This is a genomic window from Pseudomonas floridensis, assembly GCF_002087235.1.
Lineage (GTDB): Bacteria > Pseudomonadota > Gammaproteobacteria > Pseudomonadales > Pseudomonadaceae > Aquipseudomonas > Aquipseudomonas floridensis.
This window is the reverse complement of record NZ_MUIO01000096.1, coordinates 59,682-82,258: the sequence shown is the minus strand read 5'-3', so window position 1 is coordinate 82,258 and position 22,577 is coordinate 59,682. Positions and strand designations below refer to the sequence as shown.

At 60.6% G+C, this 22,577-nt stretch carries 18 protein-coding genes and 1 riboswitch; of the genes, 8 read left to right on the top strand and 10 right to left on the bottom strand.

What is annotated here, in order from left to right; all coding sequences use genetic code 11:
* Positions 1–45: 45 nt before the first annotated feature.
* From BZK31_RS22600 to rutR, 5 genes are all read right to left on the bottom strand, one after another.
* Positions 46–972, bottom strand: a complete 927-nt coding sequence (locus BZK31_RS22600; protein WP_083185528.1) for an ABC transporter permease — start codon at positions 970–972, stop codon at positions 46–48.
* Complete coding sequence (locus tag BZK31_RS22595; RefSeq protein ID WP_083185527.1) at positions 972–2,087, bottom strand: ABC transporter permease; 1,116 nt, start codon at positions 2,085–2,087, stop codon at positions 972–974. The genes BZK31_RS22600 and BZK31_RS22595 overlap by 1 nt, the downstream gene beginning before the upstream one ends.
* A complete protein-coding gene (locus BZK31_RS22590) occupies positions 2,080–3,594 on the bottom strand; it encodes an ABC transporter ATP-binding protein (protein ID WP_083185526.1) in 1,515 nt (504 codons plus the stop codon). Before BZK31_RS22590 ends, BZK31_RS22595 begins: the two co-directional genes overlap by 8 nt.
* Complete coding sequence (locus tag BZK31_RS22585) at positions 3,591–4,682, bottom strand: BMP family ABC transporter substrate-binding protein (RefSeq protein ID WP_083185525.1); 1,092 nt, start codon at positions 4,680–4,682, stop codon at positions 3,591–3,593. The genes BZK31_RS22590 and BZK31_RS22585 overlap by 4 nt, the downstream gene beginning before the upstream one ends.
* Positions 4,683–4,896: 214 nt before the next feature.
* Positions 4,897–5,655: a pyrimidine utilization regulatory protein R gene (rutR, locus tag BZK31_RS22580; protein ID WP_083185524.1), complete on the bottom strand. Its 759-nt coding sequence runs from the start codon at positions 5,653–5,655 to the stop codon at positions 4,897–4,899.
* 254 nt (positions 5,656–5,909) lie between these two features.
* Here rutR and rutA point away from each other — a divergent pair, with 254 nt between their 5' ends.
* From rutA to BZK31_RS22550, 6 genes are all read left to right on the top strand, one after another.
* Positions 5,910–6,992, top strand: a complete 1,083-nt coding sequence (gene rutA, locus BZK31_RS22575) for a pyrimidine utilization protein A (protein WP_083185523.1) — start codon at positions 5,910–5,912, stop codon at positions 6,990–6,992.
* The gene (gene rutB / locus BZK31_RS22570) at positions 6,992–7,732 is read left to right on the top strand and encodes a pyrimidine utilization protein B (protein ID WP_083185522.1); all 741 of its coding nucleotides are present in this window, start codon (positions 6,992–6,994) and stop codon (positions 7,730–7,732) included. The genes rutA and rutB overlap by 1 nt, the downstream gene beginning before the upstream one ends.
* A gap of 10 nt (positions 7,733–7,742) precedes the next feature.
* Positions 7,743–8,126: a pyrimidine utilization protein C gene (gene rutC / locus BZK31_RS22565; protein ID WP_083185521.1), complete on the top strand. Its 384-nt coding sequence runs from the start codon at positions 7,743–7,745 to the stop codon at positions 8,124–8,126.
* Positions 8,127–8,167: 41 nt separating this feature from the next.
* Positions 8,168–8,947 carry a pyrimidine utilization protein D gene (rutD, locus tag BZK31_RS22560; RefSeq protein ID WP_083185520.1) on the top strand — a complete coding sequence of 260 codons (780 nt, stop codon included), beginning with the start codon at positions 8,168–8,170 and terminating at the stop codon, positions 8,945–8,947.
* Between the two features lie 12 nt (positions 8,948–8,959).
* Positions 8,960–9,502, top strand: coding sequence for an NADH-dependent FMN reductase RutF (rutF, locus tag BZK31_RS22555; protein ID WP_083185519.1), 543 nt, complete (start codon positions 8,960–8,962; stop codon positions 9,500–9,502).
* A gap of 341 nt (positions 9,503–9,843) precedes the next feature.
* Positions 9,844–11,028, top strand: a complete 1,185-nt coding sequence (locus tag BZK31_RS22550) for an HD-GYP domain-containing protein (RefSeq protein WP_083185518.1) — start codon at positions 9,844–9,846, stop codon at positions 11,026–11,028.
* A 9-nt stretch (positions 11,029–11,037) separates the two neighbouring features.
* Here BZK31_RS22550 and BZK31_RS22545 read toward each other — a convergent pair whose 3' ends face one another.
* From BZK31_RS22545 to BZK31_RS22525, 5 genes are all read right to left on the bottom strand, one after another.
* Positions 11,038–13,773 carry a winged helix-turn-helix domain-containing protein gene (locus BZK31_RS22545; RefSeq protein WP_083185517.1) on the bottom strand — a complete coding sequence of 912 codons (2,736 nt, stop codon included), beginning with the start codon at positions 13,771–13,773 and terminating at the stop codon, positions 11,038–11,040.
* 221 nt (positions 13,774–13,994) lie between these two features.
* Positions 13,995–15,359: a DUF1329 domain-containing protein gene (locus tag BZK31_RS22540; protein WP_083185516.1), complete on the bottom strand. Its 1,365-nt coding sequence runs from the start codon at positions 15,357–15,359 to the stop codon at positions 13,995–13,997.
* A 30-nt stretch (positions 15,360–15,389) separates the two neighbouring features.
* On the bottom strand, positions 15,390–17,327 hold the full coding sequence (locus BZK31_RS22535; RefSeq protein ID WP_083185515.1) for a DUF1302 domain-containing protein: 1,938 nt from the start codon (positions 17,325–17,327) through the stop codon (positions 15,390–15,392).
* A gap of 362 nt (positions 17,328–17,689) precedes the next feature.
* Complete coding sequence (locus BZK31_RS22530) at positions 17,690–19,372, bottom strand: fatty acid--CoA ligase (RefSeq protein ID WP_083185514.1); 1,683 nt, start codon at positions 19,370–19,372, stop codon at positions 17,690–17,692.
* A 181-nt stretch (positions 19,373–19,553) separates the two neighbouring features.
* Positions 19,554–20,183, bottom strand: coding sequence for a LysE family translocator (locus BZK31_RS22525; RefSeq protein WP_083185513.1), 630 nt, complete (start codon positions 20,181–20,183; stop codon positions 19,554–19,556).
* A gap of 89 nt (positions 20,184–20,272) precedes the next feature.
* Between BZK31_RS22525 and BZK31_RS22520 the strand changes: the two genes are divergently transcribed.
* Both BZK31_RS22520 and BZK31_RS22515 read left to right on the top strand, forming a co-directional pair.
* The gene (locus tag BZK31_RS22520; protein WP_083185512.1) at positions 20,273–21,241 is read left to right on the top strand and encodes a 2-hydroxyacid dehydrogenase; all 969 of its coding nucleotides are present in this window, start codon (positions 20,273–20,275) and stop codon (positions 21,239–21,241) included.
* 94 nt (positions 21,242–21,335) lie between these two features.
* Positions 21,336–22,334, top strand: coding sequence for a class I SAM-dependent methyltransferase (locus BZK31_RS22515; RefSeq protein WP_083185511.1), 999 nt, complete (start codon positions 21,336–21,338; stop codon positions 22,332–22,334).
* 38 nt (positions 22,335–22,372) lie between these two features.
* Positions 22,373–22,511: riboswitch (yybP-ykoY riboswitch) on the top strand.
* Positions 22,512–22,577 lie beyond the last annotated feature (66 nt).

Sequence of the window (22,577 nt, the reverse complement as noted above, 5' to 3'; positions counted from 1 at the left end):
TCAAAAATTCCTTAACCCGGCCTGAACCGCCCACGGGCTGGCGTCTCAACGTCGTTCCTCGCGTATGAAGGGCTCACCGAGTGCACCCGGCTGGCTCGATGATGGACGCCTGCCGGCGGCCACCCAGACCATCACCAGCAAGGTGACTGCATAGGGCGTCATCAGCACGAAATACTGTGGCAATTTCACCCCGGTTGCCGCCAGTTGCGGAATCAGCGCCTCGATGCCACCGAACAACAGCGCGCCCGCCAAGGCCCGCCACGGCGACCAGCGTGCGAAGATCACCAGCGAAACGGCGATCCAGCCACGCCCGCCGGTCATGTCGGCAATCCACATCTTGGTGCTGAGCACCGCGATAAAGCCACCCGCCAGCCCCATCAGCGCCGAGCCCGCAACGATAGCCGCCAGCCGATACCCCAGCACCGAAATCCCTGCCGCATCGGCAGCCTGCGGATTCTCGCCCACCGCCCGCAAGCGCAAACCGGTGCGTGTGCGCTCCAGCAACCAGACCACGGCGATGAAGATCAAGACCGTCAGGTACACCAGCGGATTCTGCAAGAACACCTTGCCCACCACGGGCAATTCCGACAGTGGCCACAACTCCACGGCCTGCAAACCGCTGACCGGGCGATTGGTCCAGCCCAGAAGCGTGCCCAGCAAACCTGTCAGGCCCTGGCAGAAAAACACCAGTGCCAATCCCGCAATGACCTGATTGATGCGCAGCACCAGCACCATCGCGGCGAACAGCAACGAGACTGCGCCTGCCGCTGCCATCGACGCCAACAGGGAAATACCGGGCGAGCCGACAGTCAACTGCATGCCGATACCCGCCAGTGCGCCCACCAGCATCATGCCTTCGACCCCCAATGCCAGCACGCCAGAGCGTTCGATGAGAATCAGGCCGAGCGCGGCCAGCGCGAAAGGCACGGCGAAATCCGGAGCGCTGCCCAACCAGTGCGAAAGAAGGTCCATCAACGTGCTCCTGCCTGAATGCGCCGCAGACGATGGCGGATGAAGAAGTCGGATGAGGCGACGCAGATCACCAGAATCGCCTGAATCAATTGCACCATCGAAAACGGGATCTGATAAAACACCTGCAGATTGCGCCCCGCCACGAACAACATGGCGATCAGCAGTGCCACGACAGTCGCCGCGACCGGATTGTTGCGGGCCAGAAAGGCGATGAGAATCCCGGAAAACCCATAGCCCTGATAGAACGACTGAGTGAGGCGCCCTTCCTGCCCTGCGGTCACGACAAAGCCTGCCAACCCTGCCAGCGCACCCGACAGCAGCACCGTCCCCATGATCATCTTGCGCACCGGAACCCCGACGGCTCCCGCCACTTTCGGATTGGCATCGACAAAGCGCAGGTACAGACCTGCCCTGGAGATACCGACGAACCACAGGGTCAGCAGCATGACCAGCAACGCCAGCAGGATGGCCGCGTTGTACCCGGCGAACAGATCCGGCAAGCGTTCGAAACTGCGCAACGCAGGTGAATAGGGGAAGTTGTCGCGTGGATCTTTCCAACTGCCATACACCAGATGCAGCAGGAAGTTGGCGGCGATGTAATTGAGCATCAGGGTCGAGATGATTTCATTGACCTGCCACTTGAGCTTCAACAGGACCGGACCCAGGCTCCAGAGCATCGCGCAAACCATCGCGGCCGCCATCATCAACGGCAGGCGCAGAAACTCAGGCCCGACATCGAACAATGAAATGGCCGTGGCACCGATCGCGCCCCAGATCATCTGGCCTTCCAGCCCAAGGTTCCAGAAACGTGCCCGAAACGCCATGCAGCCCGCCAGCCCGACCATGATCATGGGCGATGCCTGAAACAGCACGGCCTTGAAATTCTGGGCATCGAATACCGTCTGCATGACGAACTCGTTGAGCAGCTCGCCTGCCGGAACACCCGACATGACCAGTATCGCGGTGCAGATCGCCAGGCCGATCAACAGCGCCAGCCCAATGATCAGCGCTTGCAAAGGCCAGCCGGTCTGCTGGCGGATTTCCAGTGCATAACGCCGCGCCAGCAAAGGCCGTCGTCCTTCGTCCATGGGTTGCAGAACGGTCGATTCAGTCATGGCTCACCATCGCTTTGCCAATAGCCTGACGATCGGCGGGCTGCTCGAACTCGGCGACGATGCGCCCGCCGTTCATTACACCGATACGGTCAGACAGGGCCAGAACCTCATCCAGGTCTTCGCTGATCACCAGCACCGCCGCGCCGCCGGCTCGCGCAGCGCGCAGCCGCTCGTGCACCGCCTGCGTGGCGCGCACGTCCAGCCCCCGGCTCGGGCTGTGGACCAGCACCAAGTGCGGGTCGCGACTGAATTCGCGAGCGATCACCAGTTTCTGTGCGTTGCCGCCCGATAACAGCGCGGCCTTTTGCTCGAGCGAACGTACGCCTTGCACGTCGAAATCCGCCACAGCCTGTTGCGCGTCCTGTTTCAGCCGTTTGTAGCGCATGCGCCAGAACGAGCCGTACTGGCCGCCATGGATATTGCCGATGCCGAAATTCTCGGCCACCGACAACGAACCGGCCAGCGCCGCACCGTAGCGATCGGCTGGAATTGCGGCGATGCGCAACTGCCGTCGCTGCTCGACCGACGCCGTGCGCAGATCGCCGAACTGCGCCAGATGGATCTCGCCTTCAGTGGGCTGCGGCAGCCCCATCAGCGCATTGGCCAGTTCCGCCTGACCGTTGCCGCCAACACCTGCGATGCCATAGATCTGCCCGGCGCGCAGCGTCATGTCCACGCCTTGAAGCGCATTGCCACCCGCGACACTGCGCAGGTTGCGAACCTGCAGGCGCACTTCACCCGGCGTCAGCGGGCCTGGTTCACTGGCTGGCGCGGAATCGCCCACCGTCAGTTGCACCAGTTGCTGAACGCTGACGCTCTGCGGGTCGAGGGTCTGGATCGTGCGACCGCCGCGCATCACAGTCACCCGATCGGCGTAGCGCTTCACATCGGCCATTTTGTGGGTCACCAGAATCACCGCCGCGCCCTGCCGGGCAAAGGCCTGCACGGTCAACAACAGACGTTCGGCCTCCTGATCGGTGAGCACCGCTGTGGGCTCATCGAGAATCAGGATGCGCGCCCCGGCCAGCAGCACCTTGAGAATCTCGACTCGCTGCTGCTCGGCCACCGACAGGCTGTCGACGCTGCGGGTCGGATCCAGCGCAAACCCCAACTCCCCGGCCTTGCTGACAATCTCCTGCTCCAGTGCCCGCAGACGCTTGCGATAACTGCCTTCGCCCGGTTGCTCACGCAGCCCCAACAGGATGTTCTGCGCCACGGTGAACGGTTTCACCAGTTTGAAGTGCTGATGCACCATGCCGATCCGATAGCGGCTCGCGTCCTTGGGCCCGTGAAGCTGAACCGGGTTGTCATCGATTAGCAGCGAGCCGGTTTCCGGTGCGTACAACCCGGCAGCGATGTTCATCAGCGACGATTTGCCTGCGCCGTTTTCCCCCAGCAGCGCATGGACTTCGCCCCAGTGTGCGGTTAAATCGGCGTCGATCAGCGCCTTGAAGCCGTCGAAGGATTTGCTGATGCCGGTGAGTTGGAGCGCGTTGACCTGACTCATTGCTGGGTCATCACGCCTTCGACGAACCAGTCCATTTTCCACAGATCCGCGTCGGACATTTTCTGTCCGGCGGCGATGCGTTCCTTGCCATCGCGATCCGCCATCGGGCCGCTGTAGAGAATCTTGCGACCGGCCAGCAGTTCAGCACGCTCGGCCTCGATTTTCTGCCGGTCGTCCGTTGAGATGATTGGGTCCTTGGTAAGGCTGATATCCGTTCCGCCCTGCTCCATCGACAGCAGCGCGCCGTTGGCGGCCGGCGTCCAGTTGCCAGCGATGACTTTCTTGAGTTCAGGCCCCAGGAAACGGTCCCAGACCCACATCGATGAACAGATCGTCGCCTTAGGCGCAAACTCGCTGAGGTCGCGGTGGTAACCGGTGCCATGAATGCCCCGTTCCTGCGCGACGATCTGTGGCGTCGGGCTGTCGACATGCTGGCCGACCACATCGACCCCGTTATCGATCAACGCCATGGTCGCGGCGCGCTCTTTGACCGGGTCGTTCCAGGCACCGGTGTAGATCACCGTGACTGTCGCCTTGGGGTTGATCTGCCGTGCGCCGAGTTCGTAGGCATTGATAGTCCAATTGACCTGACCGAAAGGATTGGCCGCGACAAAGCCCAGCTTGCCGGTCTTCGATGCAGCACCGGCCGCCATACCGCACAGGTACTGGCTTTCGTAGGTGCGACCGTAGAAGGATTCCAGGTTGGGCGCGTTGGTGGTGCCCGAGCCGTTGAGGAATGCCACTTGCGGGTATTTTTTGGCCAGCGTCAGGAAGGTGTCCGAATAACCGAACGCGGTGCCGACAATGATGTTGGCGCCCCGTGCGATCAGGCGGTCGACCACAGGCGTAATCGCAGCCGCGTTTTCCGGAACGCTTTCGACGTACTGGATTTTGGTGTCCAGGTCCTTTTCCAGTTTTTGCCGGGCTTCGTCGAATGCCTGGGTCCAGCCTCCGTCGTTGCGCGGACTGATGTACACCATGGCGATTTTCGCCGGGCCCTTGAGGGTCAAACCTTCCGCCTGGGCAAGGCTGCCCATCCCCAACGCGACAGCCGCACACAATGTCCCGGGCAACAGTTTCTTGTACATAGACGTTTTCCTGAGGGTAATGGCCTGCAAGAACAGCGCGGGGCCGACCCTGGAGGCCATAGCAGCATCCATGCCACTCTGAAAAAAACGCCATGAAACAAACACCTGCGCTAAACGTCCGCTCAAAAGCGGATCAGATGGTCCGATTCAGAGCACTTGGTTTGTGCAGAACGGGTGACGACTGCGCAGCGCAAGTGCGTGCACAGGACCCGCGTCAGGCACTACGCGGCAGGATGCCGTCGAGGATCATGCTGCGCAGGCTCCCCAGAACCTCCTCGAAGAACTCGGGATCATCCAGCGTTCTGCCGGTGACGGCTTCGACCTGGGTACGGAAATCAGCGTAATGCTGGGTGGTCGCCCACAGCGAGAAGATCAGGTGATGCGGGTTGATGGCCGCCAGTTGACCGCTGTCGATCCAGTGCTGAATCACCGCCACCTTGGCCTGCACCGTGTCACGCAACGGATGCTGCAACTCGCCCTGAATCAGTGGCGCCCCCTGCATCACTTCCATGCAGAACAGCCGTGACTCGGCAGGGTGATCGCGGGACATTTCCAGCTTGGCCTTTATATAGGCACCAATGGCCTGTTCCGGCTGTTTGTCGGCAGTGAAATGCAGCAGGGGACTGAGCCATACCTCGAGCAACTGACGCAGCACGTTCAGGTACAGATCGTCCTTGCTGCTGAAGTAATAAAGCAGGTTGGTCTTGGACACGTCCGCCAGGCTCGCGACCTGATCCAGGCTGCTGCCATGCACGCCATAGCGGGAGAAAATTTCCAGCGCCGCGTCGAGAATCACGCTGCGCTTGCCTTCCATCAGACGCATGCGGCGCTTGAGGGCCGACGCACTGGGTTCGCGGGTCGCCTTGACGACCTTCTCAGGCTTGACCTTGCGCACGCGCTTGCCTGCGGGCTCTGTCACGGGAGGTTTCTTGTTCACGCACGTCCAACCAGCAATGCCGAAATGAGCAGGCATCTTAACGGGCAGACACACCTTGTCGCTATGAATGCCGCACGGACCGCGCATTTATCCGGCGCACGCCCCATCAGCGTGCGCGCTGCACAAACCAAGTGCTCTAATCCAGACCAAATGGTCCGATTCAACACCGATAATTTCGTAACCATCTGAATAAAAACGACAAATAAAACCTGGCCCGCTTAATGCAAATTTGGTTCATGTGCCGCCCGTTGTCCCTGGGGCATGCACCGACTATCGCAGAGAGGCCTCATATGGACATCGGTATCTTCATCCCCATTGGCAACAACGGCTGGCTGATTTCCAGCAACGCGCCACAGTACATGCCGACCTTCGACCTCAATAAACAGATCGTGCAGAAGGCCGAGGGTTACGGTTTCGACTTCGCGCTGTCGATGATCAAACTGCGCGGCTTCGGCGGCAAGACGCAGTTCTGGGAACACAACCTTGAGGCTTTCACGCTCATGGCGGGACTTGCCGCCGTGACCAGCAAGATCCAGTTGTTCGCGACCGTCGCGACCCTGACCATTCCACCTGCAATCGCTGCGCGAATGGCCTCGACCATCGACTCGATTTCCAACGGCCGTTTCGGCATCAATCTGGTCACCGGCTGGCAGAAACCCGAATACGAACAGATGGGCCTGTGGCCGGGCGACGAGTTCTTTCACACGCGTTACGAATACCTGGCCGAGTACGCGCAGGTGTTGCGTGATTTGTGGGCCACCGGCAGCAGCGACTTCAAGGGCGAGCATTTCAGCATGCAGGACTGCCGCGTCAGTCCGCGCCCGCAAGCCGACATGAAGCTGATCTGCGCCGGTCAGAGTGAAGCGGGCATGGCGTTCTCGGCGCAGTACGCCGATTACAACTTCTGCTTCGGCAAAGGTGTGAACACCCCGACCGCTTTCGCGCCCACCGCACAGAAGCTGATCGAAGCCAACGAAAAAACCGGCCGCAACGTCACCTCCTGCGTGCTGTTCATGATCATTGCCGACGACACGGACGAAGCCGCACGAGCGCGCTGGGAGCACATCAAGGAAGGCGCCGACGAGGAAGCCATCGCCTGGCTGAGCGACAAAGGCTCGGCGGACAAGAGCGCCGGTTCGAACCTGCGCCAGATGGCCGACCCGACTTCGGCGGTCAATATCAACATGGGCACGCTGGTTGGTTCCTGGGCCAACGTGGCGCGCATGCTCGATGAAGTCGCCAGCGTCCCCGGCACTCAAGGCGTGATGTTGACCTTCGATGATTTCGTCAAGGGCGTCGAGGATTTCGGCCAGAAGATTCAGCCGTTGATGAGCAGTCGCAGTCACGTTCTCCCGCTCAAGGAGGTGGTCTGATGAATGCTCCTGCAACGATCGCCGGGGTGGATTTGCCGCCCGACCTGCAACCCGCCCGCGACCTGCCCGCCCGTCCCGAAGCCTTGCGCATGAAAGCGGGCGAGACGGCGCTGGTGGTGGTCGACATGCAGAACGCCTACGCATCGCTCGGTGGCTATCTGGACCTGGCGGGGTTCGATGTCAGCAGCACGGGTCCTGTGATCGCCAACATCAAAAAAGCCTGTGCAGCCGCACGTGCAGCAGGCATTCCGGTGATCTTCTTTCAGAACGGCTGGGACCCGGCCTATGTCGAGGCAGGCGGCCCCGGTTCGCCCAACTGGCACAAATCCAATGCCCTGAAAACCATGCGCAAACGCCCCGAACTGGAAGGTCAGTTGCTGGCCAAGGGCGGCTGGGATTATCAACTGGTCGACGAACTGACGCCTGAACCCGGCGACATCGTGGTGCCGAAGATCCGCTACAGCGGTTTCTTCAACTCCAGCTTCGACAGCGTGCTGCGCAGCCGGGGCATTCGCAATCTGGTGTTCACCGGCATCGCCACCAACGTCTGTGTCGAATCGACCTTGCGCGACGGGTTTCACCTGGAATATTTCGGCATAGTCCTGGCTGACGCCACCCACCAGGCAGGCCCGGAATTCGCCCAACAGGCCGCGCTGTTCAACATCGAAACCTTCTTCGGCTGGGTGTCCAGCGTCGACGATTTCTGCACCACTTTCAGCCCGCTCGGGCAACCTTCGTGAGGACCTTTGCATGACCAAGAAAGCGATCATTCCTGCTGGCACCACCACGCCTATCGCCCCGTTCGTACCCGGTTCAATGGCCGACGGCGTGCTGTACGTGTCGGGCACCCTGCCCTTCGACAAGGACAACAACGTGGTGCACGTCGGCGACGCCACTGCCCAGACCCGCCATGTGCTGGAAACCATCAAGAGCGTGATCGAAACTGCGGGCGGCACGATGGATGACGTGACCTTCAACATGATCATGATTCGCGACTGGGCCGATTACGCCAAGGTCAATGAAGTCTATGCCGAGTATTTCGCGGGCGAGAAACCGGCGCGCTATTGCATTCAGTGCGGTCTGGTCAAACCCGAAGCGCTGATCGAAATCGCCAGCATTGCTCACATCGGCTGAACCTCGACCGTAGGCGCTGGCCGCCCACCTGGAGCGTGCGCATGTTCCATGAAATTCAAGCCTCTCAACGGGCAGATGCACCGACGCTGGTACTCAGTTCAGGATTGGGCGGCTCCGGTCGGTACTGGGCCGACGACCTGCCGATCCTGACCCGGGATTTTCAGGTGCTGGTCTACGACCACGCTGGCACCGGGCGCAGCCCTGCTGTGTTGCCGACCGATTATTCGATCAGGCACATGGCCCTGGAACTGCTGGACCTGCTCGACTCGCTGGGCATACAACGCTGCCATTTCATGGGCCATGCGCTGGGCGGGCTGGTCGGACTGGAGCTGTCGTTGCTGCGCCCACAACTGATGCAAAGTCAGGTGTTGATCAACGCCTGGAGCAGTCCCAATCCGCACAGTGCCCGTTGCTTTTCGGTCCGCAAAAAGCTGTTGCTGAACAGCGGGCCTGAGGCCTACGTGCAAGCCCAGGCCTTGTTTCTGTATCCGGCCGACTGGATCGCCGCCAACACGCCACGGCTGGACAGTGACGAAGCGCACGCACTGGCGCATTTCCCCGACACCGACACGCTGCTACGACGGATCCACGCCCTGGAAAGCTTCGACATCGAGACCGGTCTGGCAGACATACGCACCCCGACCCTGCTGATCGCCAACCGTGACGACATGCTGGTGCCGTGGCAGCGTTCACAGCACCTGGCCGACACCTTGCCCGATGCCAGCCTGGTGCTGCTGGAGTACGGCGGCCACGCCTCGAACATCACTGATCCGCAGCCCTTTCACCGAGCCCTGCTCGACTTTCTCAGCGCCCAGGCCTGAAGGACCACCGCCATGCATACACCCTCCGAGATCCGCCCAGCCGAGTCCGCGCCATCGCCTGCGGTCACTCAATTGCAGTTCCGAGAAGCCATGTCCAGCCTGGCTGCGGCTGTCAACGTCATCACCACCGACGGCGAGCACGGCCGCGCCGGGTTCACCGCCACTGCCGTGTGCAGCGTGACGGATCAGCCGCCGACGTTGTTGGTGTGCATCAATCGCAGCGCCTCGGTCTACGACGCATTCGTGGGCAATGGCGCACTGTGCGTCAACACCCTGGGTCATGAACAGCAGGCGCTGTCCAGTCTGTTCGGCGGCAAGACGTCGCAAGCGGAACGCTTTGCGGGCGGTCAGTGGCTGGAAGGCGGCACCGGAGCGCCAATGCTCGACGGCGCCAAACTGGCGCTCGATTGTCGGATCACTCAGTCAGTCAGCGTCGGCACCCACGACATTCTGTTCTGCGAAGTGCAGGACATCCGCCACGCGAGCGAGTCGGATGCGCTGGTGTATTTCGGACGCCGTTATCACCCGTTGCCCGGTACTGTTTCGGCCCCTTGAGACAGTGTCGACCTGTGGTTTGCGGTAAGAAACAGACCGCCAGTGTTCATTGTTTTTTATGACTTTCTGACGTCAGAAAAACACTCGACGCAAGGCATTGATTTAACTGAAAGAGGCCCGCCACTCAACTTATTGACGTCAGTTAAATACACAAGATTTTTTCCCACAGTGCTGCTTATACTGGCGATACGCGATCAGGATGATCCTTGCAGTCATTGAGGTGAAGTCATGTCGATCCACAGTCCAGGCATTGCCAGTACCAGGGCGTTTTTCCAGACAGCGGCCGTAATGCCGCCACTCCCGTGCGCCTGTTCCGTCGCCCACTATCCGGGTGACTGAACATGCTGAAAAAAATCCCTGTTACCGAACTCACCCTTGGCATGCACATCCACAAGTTCTGCCGACCGTGGAACAGTGATCCCTTCTGGATAACGCACGTCGAAACCATTCTTCACGATAACGAAGTGCTCAGGCGCATCCAGGCTTCCGACACCCTGGAAGTCTGGATCGATACGCGTCAGGGTTGCGACCACGCCGCAGCCACTGAATCCGTGATCGCCGCGAGCGAGACCGCTGCGGTCAGCCTGGAAAAAGAAATTGCACGCGCAAAAGCCATCTGTGGCCGGGCGCGGGATGTGGTCATGACCATGTTCACCGAAGCCCGCATGGGTCAGGCGATGCAAATGGACGACGTGCAACTGCTGGTCGATGAAATTTCCAACTCGATCCTGCGTCACCCTCATGCATTGATCAGCCTGTCACGCCTGAAGACCTCCGACGAATACACCTACATGCACTCGGTTGCAGTCTGCGCACTGATGGTGGCGCTGGCCAGACGCATGGGCATGCAGGACGATCAGGTACGCGAGGCAGGCGTCGCCGGCCTGATGCACGACGTTGGTAAAATGATGATCGCGCCGGAAGTGCTGAACAAACCCAGCAGGCTGACCCGCGAAGAATTCGAACAGGTCAAGGCGCATCCCGAGCTGGGCCTGAAAATCCTCGAAGAAAACCTGCCGGTCGCGGCGCCGGTCATGGACGTCTGCCTGCATCATCACGAAAAAATCGACGGCTCGGGCTATCCCCATGGTTTGCAGGGATCGCAGATCAGCCTGTTCGCCCGAATGAGCGCAGTCTGCGATGTGTATGACGCCATCACCTCCGACCGGCCTTACAAAAAAGGCTGGGGCGTCGCGCATTCGATCCGTGAAATGGCGTCCTGGAAGGGACACTTCGATGAGCGGGTCTTCCAGAACTTCGTCAAGACCGTCGGCATCTACCCGGTGGGTGCATTCGTGCGGCTGGAAAGCGGACGCCTGGGCGTGGTGGTCGAGCAAAGCGAAAGCTCACTGCTGCTGCCCAAAGTAAAGGTGTTCATGTCCGCGCGCACCCGCAAGACCTTTGCGCCGCAGGTGCTGGACCTGGCCAGTGACGGAGATCGGGACACCATCATCAAGATCGAGCTGCCTGCCGATTGGGGTCTGGAAAGCGTGGATCATTACTGGTCGCAAAGCAGACCGGACTGAGCCGACCGGTCACTCGCCCAACAATCCGAGCGCCTTGGCTCTTGCCACCGCCTGGGTACGCCGCTCGACGCCCAGCTTGCTGTTGATGTGGCTGGCATGGGTTTTCACGGTGTGCAGCGAAATGAACAACTGCTCGCTGATTTGCTGGTTCGAGCAGCCTTGCGCAATCAGCCGCAACACATCCAGCTCACGCACGCTCAGGCAGTCGCTGCCATGTACCGTGTCTACCACGAGGCGCGCCGAGCACGTTGGAAGCTGCTCAAGCAGTGCCTCGCGCACCGGACAGTGCGACGCCCGCAACAAGTGTTCGCGAAGCCACTGCGGATGGTCGGCCAACAGCGTGCGAAACGGCATCAGTGCGCCACCCGCTGCCATGGGCAGGCTGCGCATCAGGCAGTCTCGCGCCTCATCGTGGCGCTCCATGCTCAACAGCAGACCGACATGCTGGATCAGAGCGATCAGGTTCATCAACTGCGCGCCGGTGTGTTCGGCATGTTCTTCAAGGGCCTGAAGACGTTGCTCGCTGGCGCCCTGATCGCCACGAATCCGGTCCAGCAAGGCCCGCTGCAGTTCGATGTGTTGTGGCAATTGCGGATGGCATTCGGGAGCGCCGGCCGCCAGCTCGCCAGTGTAAGTCTGGGTCAGGCGCAACAGCCAGGCTTCGGCCAGATCGGTACGGCCCTGCGCGAGCCAGAGTTCGCATTTGACCAGAGTGATCATGGCCAGGTAGTAGATCGGCGGTACGTCCCATATATGCATCAGCCGCTCGGCCTCGGCCAGCTCGGCGAAGGCTTCGGCAAACCGTCCGTTGCAGCCTTCTATCGTAGCAATCACGCAATGTCCGATGAGCACACTGATATCGCGGCAGGCATGCGCTTCGGCCAGACCGGCCAGCAGTTTTGCCCGACCGGCGTCCACCTGCATGCGCAGCGTGAGCAGGTACCCTTCGTACAGGGTCAAGCGTGCACGAACGGCATACAGCCGCGACGGCGAAAGTCCCTTCAGCCGCTGCAACCCCCGGCGTACCTCATCGAGCGCCCGGAGAATCTCGCCCCGCGCCTGCAAGGCTCTGGCACGGTCGTAATGCGCGAGCGCCTCGAACAGCGGATTCGAGACCCGCTGCGCCAGTTCCAGTGCCTCGCGGTTGAGTGCCCTGGCGCGCCACAAGTCGCCTTGGGCGATGGCCAGGTTGGCCAGCGTCGACAGACATACCAGCCGTTGGCCGTAGCGTTTTTTCGGGAGACTGGACAAGGCCTCGCTGCAATAGCGCCGGGTTTTATCACTGTCGCCACGGCCACGGGCGATGACACCGCTCAACGCCAGCCACTGGGCAAGCATGGATTTCTGCGCGGTGGCCGACGGCGCAGGCAGAAAGCGGCTCAGTTGATTGGCCAGTTCTTCGGCCGCATCGAGCTGACATGCCAGCCCCAGGGCCCAGGCGTAGAGCACGATCAAACGTGGCGTGCTGGTCAACAGGCTGTCAGGCAAGTCCATCTTCCAGCGCAGCAGCATGCCGACATTCTGTTCGGCGAGCAGTTGTTCTTCGGAAAGGTTCTGCACCAGATTGGCCGCGACATCCAGATGCCCGGCGCGCAGGGCCTGTTCAACGGCTTCGTCGAGCAGGCCCTGTGCGCTGAACCAGCGACAGGCGTTCAGGTGCAGACGGGTCTGTTGCGGCCCGTTCGCCTGCCGGGCGCGCAGCAGGTCTGAGAACAAATGGTGGTAGCGAAACCAGTGACCGTGCTCGTCCAGAGGCACCAGAAACACTTGATGCGCTTGCAGATAACGCAGCACTTCGGCGCTGTCGTGGGTATCGCGTGCGGCATCGCACAGCGGAGCGCAAAACCGCTCCAGGCAGGCTGTGTCGTAAAGAAACGCCTGAGCCTCGGCCGACAGACAGTCGATCACTTCCTCGAGCAAGTACTCACGAATCAGCACCTCACCGCCATGCAACGCCTGCGGCAAGGCCGTGTGATCACCGGCTTCGGCGGCCGCGAGCAACCAGAAGCGCAACCCCGCGACCCACCCCTCACTGCGCTGAATCAGCCGTTGCAGGGCTTCGTTATCGAGTGATCGGCTGTGCCTGTCCAGCAATGCCATGGATTCGGCATGCGTGAGCCGCAGGTCGTGTTCGTTGATTTCCAGAAGCTGGCGAGAGAGACGCAGACGTGCCAGTTGCCAGTCGGGCCGTTGGCGGCTGGTGACCATGATCACCAGACCGGCAGGCAGATGGTTGAGCAAAAACTGCAGGCAACGATCCAGCACTGCGCCTTGGGCGAGATGGTAATCGTCGAGCACCAGCACCAGCGGCTGACTGAGCAGCAAGTGTACGGCCAATTCGTCAAGCAGTCCGTCCAGCCATTGCTCGAACGCAAAAGGCTGATGGCGCTGCCGCGTTTTCAGCAGCCCCATCGCCTGTGCACCCAACTGCGGAAAAAACTGTTGCAGGCCGCTCAGCAGCCGTTCGAGGAAACGTCCGGGATCGCTGTCTCTTGAGCTCAACCCCAGCCAGGCGCTCTGCCACTTGTCCGGCAACGCCTGACAGAACTCGACCGCCAGCGAACTCTTGCCGAACCCCGCCGGGGCGCAGACCAGCAGCAGGCGTCCGGACAGTCCTTGGTTGAGACGCTGACACAGGCGGGGCCTGGGAACATGACCTTCGGGAAGTGGTGGTCGGAAGAATCGCCCTTCCAACGCAGGAATCGCGCTGTCTGCGAACCCTTGCATACGGGACAGATCAGTCATGGCCGGCTCTTGTATGAATCAGTTTTTTCGGCGTGGCGGTGCTCGGAGACTAGCGGGTTAGGTGAGCCTTTTGAAGGTCATCATCGAAAAGACTGTAACAAAATTCCTACAGCTTATAAGGCTGGCCTCAACATGCAAAGAAGCCCCGCGAGCGGGGCTTTCCTGTCGAAGCGTCAACGCCGGATAGGCGTCATGTATCAAACGATGCTACACATTACCGTTTAACGAACCCCTTCCTGACGCAGGGCGTTTGGCGTGAAGTCGCTGGTGCCCGCAGTGAAGCCGAACTCATAGGCACGCTTCTCTTCGTTTTTCATGCCCAGCGCCACGTAGCGACCCGACTGCAAGTCATACAGGGTTTCGATGGCGTACCACGGCACTTGCTTGTCGTAGTAGTTTTCGGCATGCGCCTCGGCAACACGCCACAACTGGCCACGACCATCGTAATGATCGATCACGGCCGCCTGCCAGGTGTCTTCGTCGATGAAGAAGTCACGTTTGGCATAGATGTGGCGCTGGCCTTCCTTCAGGGTGGCGGTCACGTGCCAGACACGGCGCAACTCGTAACGGGTCAGGTCCTGATTGATGTGACCGGCCTTGATGATGTCGGCGTACTTGAGGGTCGGATCGTCCAGCTTGTGGCTGTTGGAAGCGATATACATTTCCTGCTTGCCGATCAGTTTCCAGTCGTAGCGATCCGGCGCGCCGTTGTACATGTCCAGGTTGTCCGAGGTACGCAGTCCATCCGAAGCGGTGCCTGGTCCGTCATATGACACTTGCGGCGCGCGCCGTACGCGACGCTGGCCGGCGTTGTACAGCCAGGCCGAACGCGGTTCCTTCACCTGATCGAGGGTTTCGTGCACCAGCAGCACGCCACCGGCCAGACGTGCCGGAGCGGTCACTTCCTGCTTGAAGTAAAACAGCACGTTGCCCGGATTCTTCGGATCGAAATCGCGCATCTTGTCGCGGAACACGAACTGGTCGGCGAAATACACCAGGCTGTAGGAACCGTTGGGCTGCGGCGTGGCCTGGGTGACCAGACGCTTCACACTGCCGCCCCGGTAACGGGTGATGTGGTTCCAGATTACCTCGACGCCGTTGGACGGGATCGGGAACGGAATCGCCGTATCGAAGTTCTCCAGACCGCTGCCGCCACCCACCAGCTTGGTGGTGGTCGCGTTACGCTTGATCGCGGCGAACACGTCATCCGGGACGGTCGCCCCGCGATGGGTCGGATACACCGGAATCCGGTAGCTGTCCGGGTAACGCTTGAACATCGCGTATTGGCCAGGCGCCAGTTTGTCCTTGTACTGCTCGACGTTCGCCGCCGTGATGGTGAACAACGGTTTTTCGCTGGCGTATGGATTGGCCAGGAAACCTTTGCTGTCGACTGCACCGGCGTTTTTCGGCATCGGCGTCCAGGCCGAAATCGTGTTGGCCGCGTTACCGGCCTTTTCTGCCCCCATGGGCGTCAGGGACGTCCCCAGTTTTGCCGCTTCGGACTCAGACACCGCCGCCATGACGCTGGTCGCCAACAACGACACGCCCAGCAGACCGGCTTGCAACAGACCCTTTGTTATTTTCATATTTATCGTCATCCCGAAAAAACCGTGTTCTTAGAAGTTCATGCCGAAGCTGAGCGCAACGAAGTCGCGGTCATCAACCGTGGTGTACTTCCCATCAAAGAAGTTGGTGTAGGAAAGGCCTGCGGTATAGGTGTTCTGGTACTCGGCATCCAGCCCGAGACTGACGGCCTTGCGGCCTTCTTCGAAGTTGCCGCCAGGGCCTGGCGAGTAACCCTTGACGTCATGCGACCAGGCCACGCTCGGCCGCAGGTTCACACCGGCAAAGAAGCTGTTGTAGTCCCAGATGGCGCGAGCGCGGTAGCCCCAGGAGTTGGCGGTGGTAAAGCCATCGTTCTCGCAGTAACGGCTCAGGTTATTCTGATCCGCGCCGGTCAGAGTGCCTGCGTTGAGCGTCGCGCACTGCCCACCGGGCAGCGGGCCCGGACCGTATACCGGGTCGCGGCCGTAACGAATCTTCGAGGTGCTTTCCAGACCGCCGACGTGGGTGAAGCCGACCTCGCCGACCAGAGTCAGACGCTCGGCGCCCATGACCTGATCGAAGAACTGGGTGAAGGTGGTCTGCAGCTGGGTGATTTCCTTGCGGCGATAACCTGGCTGATCGGTGTTGGGCTGTCCGCTCAGCAGCGATACGTTGGGGTTGAGCGGTGAAATGCCCGAGTACAGGATGTCGGTGGTGTTGACCTGGACCGGCGCATTCGGACGGTAGCTGATCTCGCCACTCCACGCGGTGCCGGTGGGCAATGTGGTGGAGAAACTCAGGCCATACAGGCGGATGTCTTCCGGGTATTCGACGTAGTAACTGGAGTTACCGGCCACTACGACGGGCAGCAACGTCGGTGCCAGACGTGCGGCGGTTGCCTGAGGAATGCCGTTACGCACCAGCGAGCCCACCAGACCGGCCGGACTGAACGAGGCAGCAGAACCGCCACGGCCGCTGAAGATCGGCGCACGGCTGTGGTAGTTCATCATGTAAGCGCCGAACTCGGTGTCCAGCGGTTCGTAGTTGTAGCGCAGGGCAAAACCGAACTGGCCGCTGTCACGTGCATCACGGTCAGGGCCACGACGCACGACGGCGCCTTCGTCAGGGTTGCCGAACACCACGCCCTGCTGGCTCAGCGAGTTGAAAACCGCGCCGCGTGCCGCAGCAGGAAGACCGGCGGCTGCGAGCGAGGTGTTCAGGCCGCTACGACTGCGCAATACGGCGAGGTTACTGTCGCAGCCATCGGCGATCACGTCGGGCTGCGAAAAGAAGGTGCCGCAGTTGTCGACCACCGTCTGGTCCCATTCCAACTGGTAAAAGCCTTCGGCAGACAGGTTGTCGGTCAGGCTTTGTGACAGGTAGAACATGTTGACCGGAATCAGGCCTTCCTTGATTTCCGAGCCAGGACGGCGAAACGCCGAGACGTCGATCGGGTTGACGCTGTTGATGCCGCCGCCGATGAAGGTACTTTCGCCCCAACTGATCACCTGTTTACCAAACCGCACCGCACCCGGTTGATCGGCGATCGAATAGTTGTGGTACACGAAAGCGTCGAGCAGCTGGAAGCCGGAGGACTTGGCGCCCTCTTTGCGGCCTGAGTCGCTGATGTCCTTGAACTCGCGACCTTCGTCTTTGAGTTCGAAGTCATACCAGTATTTGCCACGCACGAAGACGCCGGTATCACCGTACTTCAATTCGAGATCGTGGATGCCCTTGAAGATCTTCGAAAACGTCTCCCCACGCTTGAAGTTCAAGTGGCCGTCGTCAGACGTCTGCGACAGACCGCGCCCGCCATTGTTGGCGCCGATCAGGTTCTTGTTGGCCTTCTCCGTTGACCAGCTGGCGCCGACGGACAGCGAGGAGTCGAAGCTGCCTTCGATTTCACCAATGTTGAACGAGACGCCGAAAGCAGGACCGGCGAGCGAAGAGGCAAGACTGACAGCCAGGGGCAATTTGGCCCGGCGCCAGAACGGATTGGTTGTTGTCATCGACGCTACTCCTTGTGCTTTTATTGTTATGGCAGTGGGGAACATCCAAAAACGACGCAGCCGTCGATTACTGACGACGTCAACACTCATCAGGCAGCCCGATTGGCTACGACAAAAAAATGCAGGTTGCGCTCTTGCTCATTCCCAATGCCGACTATAGCCAGCACGCGTTGATGCCATATCCCTCTAAAGTGTGATTTGCAGCATCAACGCCTCTGGCCCGCCTGTTCCCGAGGTCCAGCTCGACAGGCCTGGTGGGGAGAATGGCTTAAATTAGCGATTTGGCAAGGCGCGCCGCCAGACCGGCGACGTAAACGCCTGCCGCCCCCGGTGGCACGACAGGCGCGTGTTATGAAAACCGGTCAGAGCGTGGAAAGAAATGCGCTGTTGTTGTTCTGCCATTCGACGATGTCCAGGCGCATTCGCTTCTTGTCGAGTTTGCCGACGCTGGTCTTGGGAATTTCAGTAACAAGCGCGATCTGGCTGGGAATCGCCCACTTGTTGATGTGACCTTGCTCGACGAAAGGCTTGAGGTGTTCTTTCAGAACACTGGCGTCGAGTTCGTGACCTTCGCGCACCACCAGCAACGCAAACGGCCGCTCGCCCCACTGCGGATCCGGGATACCGACCACCGCCACTTCACGCACGGCGGGATGGCGGCTGCACAGGTCTTCAAGTTCCAGCGAAGAAATCCATTCGCCGCCCGTCTTGATCACATCCTTGATGCGGTCGCGAATATCGATGAACCCCATGCCGTCCAGCGTTGCGACGTCGCCGGTATGCAGCCAGCCTCCAGACCAGAGCTCGGCCCCCTTCTGCGGCTCGCGGAAGTAGCTTTCGCTCAGCCACGGTGCACGCAATACAAGCTCGCCCTGGGTTTCGCCATCGGCAGGCAGGAAGTTGCCCTGCTCGTCCATGATCGCCGCATCCACCAGCATCCCCGGCACACCGGCCTTGATCCGATAGGTGATGCGGTCCTCGTCACTGCCGGCTTTGAGCTCTTCGTTGATATGAGCAACGGAAATCAGCGGCCCGGTTTCGGACATGCCGTAAGCGGCCGTGAGCTGTATACCCTTCGCCTTGGCGGCCTTGTACAACGTACGCGTGAGCGCGCTGCCGCCAATGATGATTTTCCAGCCGCCGAAATCGATGTCCTTCGCACCCTTGGCATTGAGCAGCATCTGCATGATGGTGGGCACGCAGTGAGAGAACGTGACCTTCTCCTTGCGCCACAGCTCGACCAGCAATTCGGGATCATAACGACCGGGATAGACCTGCTTGAGCCCCAGCATCGTCGCCGCGTAGGGAATGCCCCATGCGTGTACATGGAACATCGGCGTGATCGGCATGTAGACGTCATCGGTGCCCAGCAAACGCACGCTGTCGATACAGCCCATGATGGTCGATACGCCCAGCGTGTGCAGAACCAGCTGACGGTGCGTGAAATAGACACCCTTGGGGTTACCGGTGGTGCCGGTCGTATAGAACATGGTGGCGACCGAGTTTTCGTCGAAGTCCTCGAATGCGTATTCGGGACTGGCCGCAGCCAGCAGTTCTTCGTACTCGCCGACCAGATTCGGCAGGTCGGCCGTCTTGTCTGGAAGGTCAGTCAGCAGCAGGGTCTTCTCGACCGTGGTCAGGTGCCCGGCGATCGCTTGATACAACCCCACGAACTCGCTATTGACCAGCACCATGCGGTCATCGGCGTGGTTGATGGTGTAGGCAATCTGCTCCGGCGAGAGACGCACATTGACGGTGTGTATCACCGCGCCAATCATCGGGATGGCGAACATGCATTCCAGATAACGGTGGCTGTCCCAGTCCATGACAGCCACCGTATCACCGGCCTTGACGCCCGCCGCAGTCAGCGCATTGGCCAGACGACAGATGCGTTCATTGAGCTCAAGGTAGGTGTAGCGAACGCAATCGCGATAAATGATTTCACGCGTCTTTTCGTAGCGGCTGCCCGACATCAGAAGCCGTTTGATCAACAGAGGGTACTGATAAGCGCCATCGGCTGGCGGAAGAACGCGAGTCTGTAACATATGAGTCCCTATCCAAGGTTCGCAGGCCAAGCCTGAAATATGGACTCTAGAGCCTCGCCTCGCCAGCCAAATCAGCCAAAATGATGATTTGTTCATGACCTGCGTGCAGGCGTCTGGCCAGCTGCGACGGGCCTGAGACGCTTGCACCTGTCACAGGCATCGCCCGCTCACATCGGCAAACTCAGCGCACCTCGGTCAGCGCCAGTTTCACGCCCAGCGCGATCAGCACGCCGCCCATTGCACGGTCGAACCAGTGGCCCATGCGCGCAAACCCGGCACGTACCCGCGCCTGACTGAACAGACGGGCCACCAGACAGAACCACAAGGCAGTCGCCACCGCGAGATAGACACCGTAACCGCCCTGCACCAGCAGCGGAGTGTGCGGGTTGATCACGACAGTGAACAGCGAGAGGAAAAACAGCGTCGCCTTGGGGTTCAGGCCGTTGGTGACGAAGCCGCTCGTGTAGGCGCCACGCGCGGTGCGCTCGCCTGCAACGGTCTTGATGACGTTGTCCGATGCACTCGCGGGTTTGGCACGCAGAGCCTTGAAGCCAATGTAAAGCAGGTAGGCAGCAGCGGCCCATTTCAAGGCGTTGAACAGCACGATGGACTGGGAAACGATGATGCCGATGCCCAGCAACGAATACCCGACATGCAGGAAGATCGCTGAACCGACACCCAGCGCAGCCCAGGTTCCGGCCTTGCGCCCATGGGTAACGCTCTCGCGCACCACCACAGCGAAATCCGGACCGGGACTGGCGACGGCCAGCAGGTGGATCAGTGCAACGGTGAGAAATTCTGCCCAGTACATGGGGCCTCCTCCGGATGAATATGAACGAGCCTTGGCTCTGATAGGCTGATCACACTACGCTTTTCCATTTCCCCGTAAAAGGTACAGCTATGAGTAATCCCGGCAGAGCAGTCTTCCTCGACCACACGTCTCTGGATCTGGGTGATCTGGACCTCGGCCCCTTGCGCGAAAGCTTCGGCGAGCTGGTTCTGCACGCCGGTACGACGCCCGACCAGGTTGCGCAGCGACTGCAAGGCGCGCACGTGGTAATCAGCAACAAAGTGGTGATCGATGCCAACACGTTCGCGGCCTGTTCGGATCTGAAGCTGATTCTGGTCACCGCAACCGGGACCAACAATATCGATCTGACAGCCGCCCGCGAGCACGGCGTGACGGTGTGCAACTGTCAGGGTTACGGCACGCCTTCGGTGGCCCAACACACGCTGCTTCTGCTGCTGGCGCTCGCTACTCGTCTGCCGGATTATCAACACGCGGTGCATCAGGGCCTCTGGCAACAATCGAAGCAGTTCTGCCTGCTGGATTTTCCGATCGTCGAGCTGGAAGGCAAGACGCTGGGCCTGCTCGGTCATGGCGAACTGGGTGGGGCGGTGGCACGGCTGGCCGAGGCGTTTGGCATGCGCGTACTGTCGGGGCAGATCCCCGGCCGTCCAGCGCGTCCGGACCGTTTGCCGCTGGAGGCGTTGCTGCCTCAGGTCGATGCCCTGACCCTGCACTGCCCGCTCAACGACAACACCCGCGACATGATCGGTGCCCATGAACTGAGCCTGATGAAACCCCACGCGCTCATCGTCAACACCGCGCGCGGCGGCCTGATCAACGAGCAGGCGCTGGCCGATGCGCTGCGCAACGGCCATCTGGGTGGCGCGGCGTCAGATGTGCTGAGTGTCGAACCGCCAGCGGCCGGCAATCCACTGCTGGCGGGTGACATCCCGCGGCTGATCATCACACCGCACAGCGCCTGGGGCGCACGCGAAGCACGGCAACGCATCGTCAGCCAGGTGACCGAAAACGCCCGGGCGTTCTTTGCCGGTGCACCGATCAGGGTGGTGACCAGCTAACACGGGCCGATCGAACACCGTCAATCCTGTCGCTTTCTGCAGAATGCCACCGACCCAACCCTGTTAAACTGCGCGCTTTTTCAGGAGCCATTCCATGGACCCGCGCAGTGAAGTGTTACTCCGTCAGGCCGAGCTGTTTCAGGGCTCGCTATTGTTGGCCGGTCTACCCGCCGACGACCTGCTCGGGAAACTGCCGGATGCAAGGGGCTGGTGCTGGCATGCAGGCGATCAGGCCGCGCTGGACGCACGCTTCGATGGTCGTACGCACTTCGGCGTCGAAGCGCCACACGAGCCTTTCGACGCTACAGTGCTGTTTCTGCCCAAAGCCCGCGACCTGACGGACTACCTGCTCAACGCGCTGGCCTCGCGGCTACAGGGCCGCGAGCTGTTTCTGGTGGGCGAAAAGCGTGGCGGTATCGAAGCCGCCGCACGCCAACTGAGCCCTTTCGGCCGCGCCCGCAAGCTCGACAGCGCCCGTCATTGCCAGCTCTGGCAGGTCACGGTTGAAAATGCCCCGCAAGCGGTCAGCCTGGAAAGCCTCGCCAAGCCTTATCAGATCGACTTGCAGGACGGCCCGCTGACCGTGATCAGCCTGCCCGGCGTGTTCAGCCATGGTCGGCTGGACCGTGGCTCGGCGTTACTTCTGGAGAATATCGACAAGCTTCCGAGTGGCAACTTGCTGGACTTCGGCTGCGGCGCGGGCGTTCTGGGGGCTGCGGTCAAGCGTCGTTATCCGCACAACGAGGTGGTGATGCTGGATGTCGATGCCTTCGCGACCGCCAGCTCACGCCTGACGCTGGCCGCCAACGGTCTCGAAGCACAGGTACTGACCGGCGATGGCATCGACGCCGCGCCCATGGGATTGAACACGATTCTGAGCAATCCGCCGTTTCATGTCGGTGTTCATACCGACTACATGGCCACTGAAAACCTGCTAAGAAAAGCGCGCCAACATCTGAAATCAGGTGGCGAACTACGCCTTGTTGCAAATAACTTTCTGCGCTATCAGCCGCTGATCGAAGAGCATGTCGGCACCTGTGAAGTGCGCGCTCAGGGCAACGGCTTCAAAATCTATAGCGCCAAACGTTCTTGAAATAAGAGCTTGCCGAAAGGATTTTGCGAAGGCAGAATCCGCTCCGTCCTAGGGGAGTAGTCTCCCACGAGCCTCACGCTCGTCCGGCACGTATCAACATACTTGGTCCTCAGACCATGGTACGTGCGACCCGGAATCCGCTCAGACGGATCGGTGGTTTGACAAGACCTATGACACGAACACCTTACCCGGGGCGGGAAGGCTGTACGTGTCATAGCCGTGTCGACCCGCCCCTTAGGAAAC